Genomic DNA, 8,878 nt, shown 5'->3' on the forward strand with positions numbered 1-8,878 from the left:
TCCACCGCGTACGCCCCCTCCGCCCCCAGCGTCACCACCGCCAGCGGCACATGGGAGGTCAGCGCCCGCGCGGCGGCCCGCGGACACGACGTCCCCGTGTACCGCATCGCCTCCTCCGCGTTCGGCAGGAACGCCTCGCAGTGCTCCAGGTCGGCCAGGCCCGCGAGGTCCCACCGCCCGGTGTCGTCCCACCCCACGTCCGCGAAGATCCGCGTCCCGCTCCGCGCGGCCTGCGCGATCCACGGCGCACGCGTGCCCGGCGTCAGCGACGCGACGGCGGCACGCGCGCGTGGCGGGCACGCGGGCGCGCCCCCGTCCGGCGCGTCGGCGTCCGGCGGCGGCTCGTGCCCGTGGCTGACCATGGTCCGCTCGCCCTCGTACGCCATGGAGACCGTCACCGGCGAGTGCCACCCGGGCACGGTCCGTGACGTGGACAGGTCGATGCCCTCGCCGCCTTCGAGGGCGTCCCAGCAGTACTCCCCGTAGTGGTCGTCCCCGAAGGCCGCGGCCAGCGACGTGCGCAGCCCGAGGCGGGCGAGCGCGGTCGCCATGTTGGCGACGCCGCCGGGGCTGGACCCCATGCCGCGCGCCCAGGACTCGGTCCCGCGCACGGGCGCGGAGTCGAGCCCGGTGAAGATGATGTCGAGGAAGACCGTGCCGGTGAGGTAGACGTCGCAGGCCGGATCGCCGGGTCTGCGGGCCGCCTTCAGCGGATCGACGGTGGGCTGTACGGGTACGACCATGCAGGCAACGTAACGGACGATGCCCACAGAGGCCCGGGGTTGCCCCCGCGGCACGACGGAACGGTCACCAGCGCGGCACGGCCGGAGTCACCCACTCCGGTTCTGCCACCCGCATCGCCGCCGCGTCGTCCCGCTCCCGCATCGCCCGGAAGTCCGCGTCCAGCCAGCGCGCGTGCAGCGCCGCGAGCCGGTCCCGGTCGAGCGCGACGCCGAGCCCGGGGGCGTCGGTGACGGCGACCTTCCCGTCGACGAACCGCGGCCGCGAGGTCAGCACGTCCTCGGCCTGCCACGGGTAGTGCGCGTCGCAGGCGTACCGCAGGTCGGGCACGGTCGCCGCGACGTGCGTCATCGCGGCCAGGCTGATCCCCAGATGGGTGTTGGAGTGCATGGAGATGCCCACCCCGAACGTCCGGCACACCGCCGCCAGTTCGCGCGTGCGCCGCAGCCCGCCCCAGTAGTGGTGGTCGGAGAGCACCACCCGCACGGCCCGCCGCGCGAACGCCTCCGGTATCTCCTCGAAGGTCGTCACGCACATGTTCGTCGCCAGCGGCACGTGCGTGCCCGCCGCGACCTCCGCCATCGCGGGCGTGCCGAGCGCGGGGTCCTCCAGGTACTCCAGTACGTCGCCGAGCTCGCCCGCGACCTTCAGCGAAGTCTCCACCGACCAGGCGCCGTTGGGGTCGAGCCGCAGCGGCGCCCCGGGGAAGGCCCGCGCGAGGGCGCGGATCGCGGCGATCTCCTCGTCCGGCGGGAAGACGCCGCCCTTCAGCTTGAAGGAGCCGAAGCCGTGGCGCTCGGCGAAGAGCCGGGCCTGGGCGACGACCCCCGCCGGGTCGAGCGCGGCCCCCCACCCCTCGTCCGGTTCGCTCGCGACGCCGGCCGGGTGCCTCTCCCACTTGTAGAACAGGTACGCGCTGTACTCGACGGCGTCCCTGACCCTGCCGCCGAGCAGCGCGTGCACCGGCAGCCCGAGCACCTTGCCGAGGGCGTCCAGGCACGCCACCTCGAACCCGGAGACGACGGAGAGGCGCAGCTTGTCCGCGGTCTGTACCCCGCGCAGCCCGCCGACGTCCACGGAGGCGTCGACCCGCGCCTCGTCCACGGCCGTCTCGTCCGCGAGTGTGAACAGCCCGTTCAGATCGGCGACTTCGCGTCCGACGAGCCGCTCGGCGAACGGCCGCGCGAGCTCCAGGTACTTCCCGTCCCCGTACGTCTCCCCGATCCCCGTCACCCCACCGGCCGTGACCACCTCGATGATCAGGCGCGGAGTGTAGGGCTGATGGACGCCCTGGGTGTTGAGGAGCGGCGGATCGGCGACGAGGACGGGGGTGAGACGGACCTCTTCGATGACGAGACCGCCGGAGCGCTGTCCATACATGAGAACAGAGACTAGATACGCGAACTCACCATCGTCAATGGGGCCGTTCGCCGCGCCCCGGAAAGGGGCGCGGCGAACGGCTCAATCGGTGCGGGGAACCGCGCGACGGGGCACGGCTCCCCGCGGCGGGACGGCTAGTCGCCGAGCTCCGCCTCGATCAGGTCCGCGGCCCTGGACGATCCGCCCTCGGCCCGGGACTCCGCCTTCAACCGCGCACACCGCGCGGCCACTTCGGGGTCCGCCACGAGGTCGAGCAGCGCGGCCCGCAGCGCCTCGGCGGTGGCCGCCTCCGTGTCGATGCGCCGCGCCACCCCCAGCTCCACGAGCCGGTCGGCGTTCAGCGGCTGCTCCGCGCCCTGCGGCACGGCGATCATCGGCACCCCGCAGAAGAGCCCCTCGGAGCTGCTCCCCATACCGGCGTGGGTGACGAACGCGTCGGCCTGCTCCAGGATCGCCAACTGCGGCGACCAGGAGCGGACTTCGATGCTCGAAGGGAGGTCGTCGCCGAGTTCGGCGGGGTCCACGTGCTTGCCGATCTGGAGCACGACGTGCCACCCGGGCAGGTCCCCGAAGGCGGCCACGCAGTTCCGGTAGAACTGCGGCTGCTGGGTGTAGGCCGAGCCGAGCGAGACCAGGAGTACCTTCTCGGCGCCCTCGGGCCGCGTCCAGCTCTGCCGCTGCGCGCGCTCCCCGAAGCAGGGCCCGACGAAGTCGATCCGCTCGGCGTCGACGGTGTCGGCGTGCGGCTGCATGGCGCGCGGAATGGTGGCGAGCGCCCGCGGCGGCACGCCGGAGAACTCCGCGACGTCCAGCGTGGTGGCCCCGCACCCGGCGAGCCACTCCTTGAAGCGGGCCTCCAGGGCGTCGGCGCCCGGCAGCCGCGCGAGGTGCGCGCCGACGTCCTCCTGGTAGCTGCCCCAGGCCACATACGTGGGCGACAGCTGCACCAGCGGCCGCCCCTGCGCCTCGGCGAGCGCGCGGGCGACATAGGCGCCGATGTCGTACAGATACAGGTCGGCGGGGTCGTCGTCGTACGCCGCGTGGAGCTGCGGGAGCACCGCCATCGCGTCGTCGAGGAAGAGCGCGCTGGCCTCGATCGGGTCCTCGGGCCAGATGTTGTCGCGGTGCGGGAGCGTGGAGGTGTAGGCCACGAGCTCGGCGCCGGTGGGCTCGATCAGCTCGGCGGCGGCCGGGTCGTTGGCGTACGTCACGCGGTGGCCGCGCGCGACCAGCTCGGTGATGATCTCCAGGCTGGGCAGCACATGGCTGACCATCGGGACGCCGATCATGGCGACATGGGCACGGCGACGGGAAAGTCGGCGGGATGACATGGGAGTTCCTTCGGTTGCGGCAGATCACGGATGAGGACACGGCGGCCCGCCGCCCCGGCCTCCGTGCGCGGGTGCAACCTCGCGAGGGGCGGGCGGTCGGGCCGGGAGGGCCGTGTCAGCCGTAGATCTGCAGGAAGGAGTCCATGCCGGGACCGTATCCCGGCGCCCGGCGGTCAGTCGAACGAATATTCCGCGACCTCGGCGAGATACCGCGCCCGCAGCGCCTCGTCCGCCGCGTCCCGGTCCAGGAAGGCCGCCTCGAAGGAGTTCCGGGCGAGCGTGCGCAGCCGCTCCTGGTCGAGGCCGAGCGCCTCGCGCACGGCATGGAAGGTGTCGTCGACGTACCCGCCGAAGTAGGCCGGGTCGTCGGAGTTGAGCGTGCACATCAGGCCGGCGTCGAGCATGCGCGGCAGCGGGTGCTCCTCCAGGACGTCGACGGCGCGCAGCCGGACGTTCGAGAGCGGGCAGAGCGTGAGCGGCACCCGCTCGCGGACCAGGCGCTCCACGAGCTCCGGGTCCTCCATGCAGCGCAGTCCGTGGTCGACGCGCTCGACGCGCAGCACGTCCAGGGCCTCGGTGATGTACGCGGGCGGGCCCTCCTCGCCCGCGTGGGCGACGAGCCGCAGTCCGAGGGCGGCGGCGGCCTCGTACACCTCCTTGAACTTGACCGGCGGGTGGCCGACCTCGGCCGAGTCGAGGCCGATGCCGATGATCCGGTCGAGGTGGGGCTTGGCGGCCTCCAGAGTGGCCATCGCGGACTCGGCGGACTCGTCGCGCAGGAAGCACATGATGAGCCGCGTGGAGATGCCGTGCCGCTCCTCGCTGCGGTCCAGCGCGCGGGTCAGCCCCTCGACGACCGTGCCGATCTCCACGCCGCGCGCGATGTGGGCCTGCGGGTCGAAGAAGATCTCCGCGTGCCGCACGCCCTGTTCGGCGGCGCGGGCGAGATAGGCGTCCGCGAGCTCCTCGAAGTCGGCCTCCGTGCGCAGCACGGCCATGAGGCCGTAGTAGAGGTCGAGGAAGCTCTGGAGGTCGTCGAAGAGGTAGGCCTTGCGCAGCTCCTCGGTGTCGGCGTAGGGCAGTTCGACGCCGTTGCGCGCGGCGAGCGCGAAGGCCAGCTCGGGTTCGAGGGTGCCTTCGATGTGGAGGTGGAGTTCGGCCTTGGGGATCGGCATGGTGCGGTCTCGCTCGGTTCTGTGCGGGAGCCCCGGGGCCCGTCGTGGGGCCCCGGCGGCTGCGGTGGTGCTCAGGTTCGTTTGGGCACGGGGATGCGCGCCAGGTCGCGGGCGACGGTGAGTTCGCCCTCGAAGCCGGCGGCGCGGGCCTGCTGTTCGTACGCGGTCGGGTCGGGGTAGCGCTGGCTGAAGTGCGTCAGGACGAGATGGCGCACACCCGCGTCGACGGCCGCCCGGGCGGCCTGACCTGCCGTCAGATGTCCGTGGTCGGTGGCCAGTTGCTCGTCCTCGTCGAGGAAGGTCGACTCGATGACGAGCATGTCGCAGCCCTCGGCGAGCGCGTGCACGCCGTCGCAGAGCCGGGTGTCCATCACGAAGGCGAACCGCTGTCCGCGCCGCACCTCGCTGACCTGGTCGAGCGTGACGCCGCCGAGGCTGCCCTCCTGCTGGATCCGCCGGACGTCGGGCCCCTTGATGCCGTGCTCGGCGAGCAGCCGCGGCAGCATCCGCCGCCCGTCGGGCTCGACGAGGCGGTAGCCGAAGGACTCCACGGGGTGCGAGAGCCTGATCGCGTCGAGGGTGTACGAGGCGGTGGCCGCCAGCTCGCCGTCGGCGGCCACCGGGGCCTCGGTGAGCCGCACTGTCTCGCGGTAGGCCGTCGCGTAGCGCAGCCGGTCGAAGAAGTGCTGCCCGGAGGCCGGGTAGTGGGCGGTGACGGGGTGCGGGACCCGGTCGAGGTTGATGCGCTGGATCACCCCGGCGAGGCCGAGGGAGTGGTCGCCGTGGAAGTGCGTCACACAGATCCGGTGCAGGTCGTGCGCGGCGACCCCGGCGCGCAGCATCTGGCGCTGCGTGCCCTCGCCGGGGTCGAACATGATGCCCTGGCCGTCCCACAGCAGGACGTACCCGTTGTGGTTGCGGTGCCGGGTGGGGACTTGGCTCGCGGTGCCGAGCACCACCAGTTCACGTACGGACAAGGAGAGCTGTCCCCGCTATCCGGGCGGCCACTGGAGGCCGCGGCCGCCCAGGACGTGCGCGTGCGCGTGGAAGACGGTCTGGCCCGCGCCGGAGCCGGTGTTGAAGACGATGCGGTAGCTCTCGGCCTTCTCCTGCGCGGCCACCTCGCCCGCCTCGCGCAGCACGTCGGCGGCGGCCTTCGGCTCGGCGGCGGCGAGCGACGCGGCGTCCGGGTAGTGCGCCTTGGGGATCACCAGGACGTGGGTCGGCGCCTGCGGGTTGATGTCGCGGAAGGCGACGGTCGTGTCCGTCTCCCGGACGACGGTCGCCGGCACCTCACCCGCGACGATCTTGCAGAACAGGCAGTCGCTTTGCGCTTCGCCCGCCATGGGCCGCCTCCTAGCTGAGCAGGATGGGAACGATCAGTACGTTCGGCATGCTATCGGCCCGCGCCGCGGTGACCAGGGGAAGGCCTGCGGGCGCAGCGCCCGGGAGATCACTGCGTGCCGGGCACCGCGGGCGCCGTCTTCGCCGGGTTCTCCGCGAGCGCGGCCAGCGCGATGCGGACCGCCTCGTCCAGCTGCGGGTCACGGCCCGCCGCGTGGTCCTCGGGGGTGACGACGACCTCGACGTCCGGGTCGACGCCGTAGTTCTCGACGCCCCACTCCTGGCCCTCCATCCAGAACCCGTACTTGGGCTGCGTGACCAGTGTCCCGTCGACCAGGCGGTAGCGGCTGTCGACGCCGACGACGCCGCCCCAGGTGCGCGTGCCGACCACGGGGCCGATGCCGAGCGCCCTGATCGCGGCGTTCACGATGTCGCCGTCGGAGCCGGAGAACTCGTTGGCGACGGCGACGACCGGGCCGCGCGGCGCGTCCACGGGATAGCTGAGGGCGCGCGAGCCGCGGGGCAGGTCCCAGCCGACGATGCGGCGCGCCAGCTTCTCCACGACGAGCTGCGAGGTGTGCCCGCCGCGGTTCTCGCGGACGTCGACGACCAGGCCCTCGCGGGACACCTCGATGCGCAGGTCGCGGTGGATCTGCGCCCAGCCGGGCGCCTGCATGTCGGGCACGTGGAGATAGCCGAGCCGGCCGCCCGAGCGCTCGTGGACGTACGCCCGCCGGTCGGCGACCCAGGCGTGGTAGCGCAGCGGCTCCTCGTCGTCGACGGGGATCACCACGGCGTGCCGCGGATCGCCGCCGCCCGACGGCGAGACGGTCAGCTCGACGGGCTTGCCCGCGGTGCCGACGAGCAGCGGTCCCGGTCCGGTGACCGGGTCCACGGCACGGCCGTCGACCTCGATGACCGCGTCGCCGGGCCGGACCGCGACGCCCGGCGCGGCGAGCGGCGACTGCGCGGAGGGGTCCGAGGTCTCCGAGGGGAGGATCCGGTCGATGCGCCACAGCCCGTCCTCGCCGCGCGCGAGGTCCGCGCCGAGCAGCCCCTGGCGGTACGCGCCGCCCCCGCCGCCGGAGACGACGTACGCGTGGGAGGTGCCCAGCTCGCCCTGGACCTCCCAGAGCAGGTCGACGAGGTCGTCGTGGGTGGCCACGCGGGCCAGGACGGGACGGTAGCGCTCCAGGACGGCGTCCCAGTCGACGCCGCCCATGTCGGGCCGCCAGAAGTTCTCCCGCATGAGGCGGCCCGCCTCGTCGTACATCTGGCGCCACTCGGCGGCCGGGTCGACGGTGTGGCGGACCCGGGACAGGTCGACGGTGATGTTCGAGTCGCTGTCGTCGTCGCCGGAGGCGCGCCGGTCGCTGGGTACGACCTTCAGCTTGCCGTCGGTCCACAGCAGGACCCGCTTGCCGTCGCCGGTGACCGCGAAGTGGTCGGCGTCCGCGGCCAGTTCCTCGACACGGCGCTGCGCGAAGTCGTAGCGCTCCAGCTCGGTCCTCGGGTCCGGGTCGTGGGGGGTGGCACGGGAGGCGCCGAGCACGCCGCGCACCGGGTGGCGCAGCCAGAGCAGCCCGTCCTTGGCGGCGCGCAGCGTGGTGTAGCGGGCGGCCTCGACGGGGAACGGCACGATGCGGTCGGCGAGTCCGTCGAAGTCGATGCGGGTGACGGGGGCGCCCTCGCTGTCGGGGGTCTCGGCGCCGGGGCCGTCCTGCGCGTCGAAGGGACGGCCGTGGCGCTGCGGTCCGAAGGGCGAGGGCGTGGTCGCGGCGAGCGTGATCAGGTGGGGCCGCGAGCCGCCGACGAACGCGAGGTCGAAGACGTGCTCGTCGTAGACCGGGTCGAAGGCGCGCGCGGACAGGAACGCGAGGTGCTTGCCGTCGAGCGTGAACGCGGGCGCGTAGTCCCGGAAGCGCAGCGGGGTCGCCTCGGCCACCGAGAGGTCGGCGGTGTTGGCGAGCCGCAGCTGGCGCAGCGGGCGCGGCCCGGGGTGCGACCAGGCGAGCCACGCCGAGTCGGGCGAGAAGACCAGGCCGGTGGCCTCGCCGTCCTCGCTGCGGTCGACCTCGCGGACCTCGCCGCTCTCGCGCTCGACGAGCAGGACCCGGCCGTCGTGCGAGGCGACGGCGGCCCGGGAGCCGTCCGGCGCCACGGCGAGCGACAGGACCCGGCCGAGCTGGCCGGCGGCGAGCCTGCGGGGGGTCGCGCCGGGCGCGGGGCCGGTGGCGGGCGCGAACTCCAGCGCCTCGTCGCCCTCCGCGTCGGTCACCCACACGACGTGTTCCTCGCCCTGGACGCGGAAGGTGCGGGGCAGCCGGGCGCGCACGCCGTGCTCGGCGGCGAGCGCGCGGGCGGGCCCCTCGCGGTGCGTGACCCAGTGCACGGAGCCGCGCACGGAGACGGCGCTGCCGCGTCCGGTGTGGTCGGGTGCGGCGGCGCCGAACCAGCGGGCGGCGCTCACGGGGTGCGGCTGGAGGTCGGTGCGCTGCCCGCCGAGCCGGACGTCGAGCCGGCGCGGCTCGGCCTCCGACAGGTCGTCCAGGAGCCAGAGTTCACCGGCGCAGGCGTAGACGACGCGGGTGCCGTCGGTGGCCGCGTGCCGGGCGTAGAAGCTGTCGACCGGCGTGTGCCTGCGCAGGTCGGAGCCGTCGGGCAGCGAGGAGTACAGCGCGCCGACGCCCTCGTGGTCGGAGAGGAAGGCGATGCGCTCCCCCACCCAGAGCGGGTACTCGATGTTCCCGTCGAGCTCCTGGTGGACGCGGACGAAACGGGCCTCCTCGCCCCCGTCGGACGTCCGGATCCACAGCTTGCCCGCGGTGCCGCCGCGGTACCGCTTCCACCAGGCGGCCTCGCGGCCCATGGGCGCGGACAGCAGCAGGACCTGCCCGTCGGGCCCGT

The 8,878-nt window shown here is 73.8% G+C and carries 7 protein-coding genes; all 7 read right to left on the reverse strand.

From position 1 onward, the window contains the following. A partial coding sequence (locus AOK22_RS24955; RefSeq protein ID WP_244164978.1) for a carbohydrate kinase family protein occupies window positions 1–743 on the reverse strand: 743 nt, incomplete at its 3' end. Between the two features lie 64 nt (window positions 744–807). Continuing rightward, window positions 808–2,121: a glucarate dehydratase family protein gene (locus AOK22_RS24960; protein ID WP_055700958.1), complete on the reverse strand. Its 1,314-nt coding sequence runs from the start codon at window positions 2,119–2,121 to the stop codon at window positions 808–810. Between the two features lie 134 nt (window positions 2,122–2,255). Continuing rightward, window positions 2,256–3,452 (reverse strand): macrolide family glycosyltransferase, encoded by a 1,197-nt coding sequence (locus AOK22_RS24965; RefSeq protein WP_341845601.1) that lies wholly within the window; start codon window positions 3,450–3,452, stop codon window positions 2,256–2,258. A gap of 173 nt (window positions 3,453–3,625) precedes the next feature. Further along, window positions 3,626–4,627 carry an adenosine deaminase gene (locus AOK22_RS24970; protein WP_055700960.1) on the reverse strand — a complete coding sequence of 334 codons (1,002 nt, stop codon included), beginning with the start codon at window positions 4,625–4,627 and terminating at the stop codon, window positions 3,626–3,628. Between the two features lie 71 nt (window positions 4,628–4,698). Then, window positions 4,699–5,604, reverse strand: a complete 906-nt coding sequence (locus tag AOK22_RS24975; RefSeq protein WP_055700961.1) for a ribonuclease Z — start codon at window positions 5,602–5,604, stop codon at window positions 4,699–4,701. Between the two features lie 15 nt (window positions 5,605–5,619). Further along, window positions 5,620–5,973: a histidine triad nucleotide-binding protein gene (locus AOK22_RS24980; RefSeq protein WP_055700962.1), complete on the reverse strand. Its 354-nt coding sequence runs from the start codon at window positions 5,971–5,973 to the stop codon at window positions 5,620–5,622. A 107-nt stretch (window positions 5,974–6,080) separates the two neighbouring features. Continuing rightward, window positions 6,081–8,878, reverse strand: a 2,798-nt coding sequence (locus tag AOK22_RS24985; RefSeq protein ID WP_055700963.1) for a S41 family peptidase, incomplete at its 5' end; no start/stop codon positions are given.

Source organism: Streptomyces silaceus (assembly GCF_001419745.1).
Classification (GTDB): Bacteria; Actinomycetota; Actinomycetes; order Streptomycetales; family Streptomycetaceae; genus Streptomyces; species Streptomyces silaceus.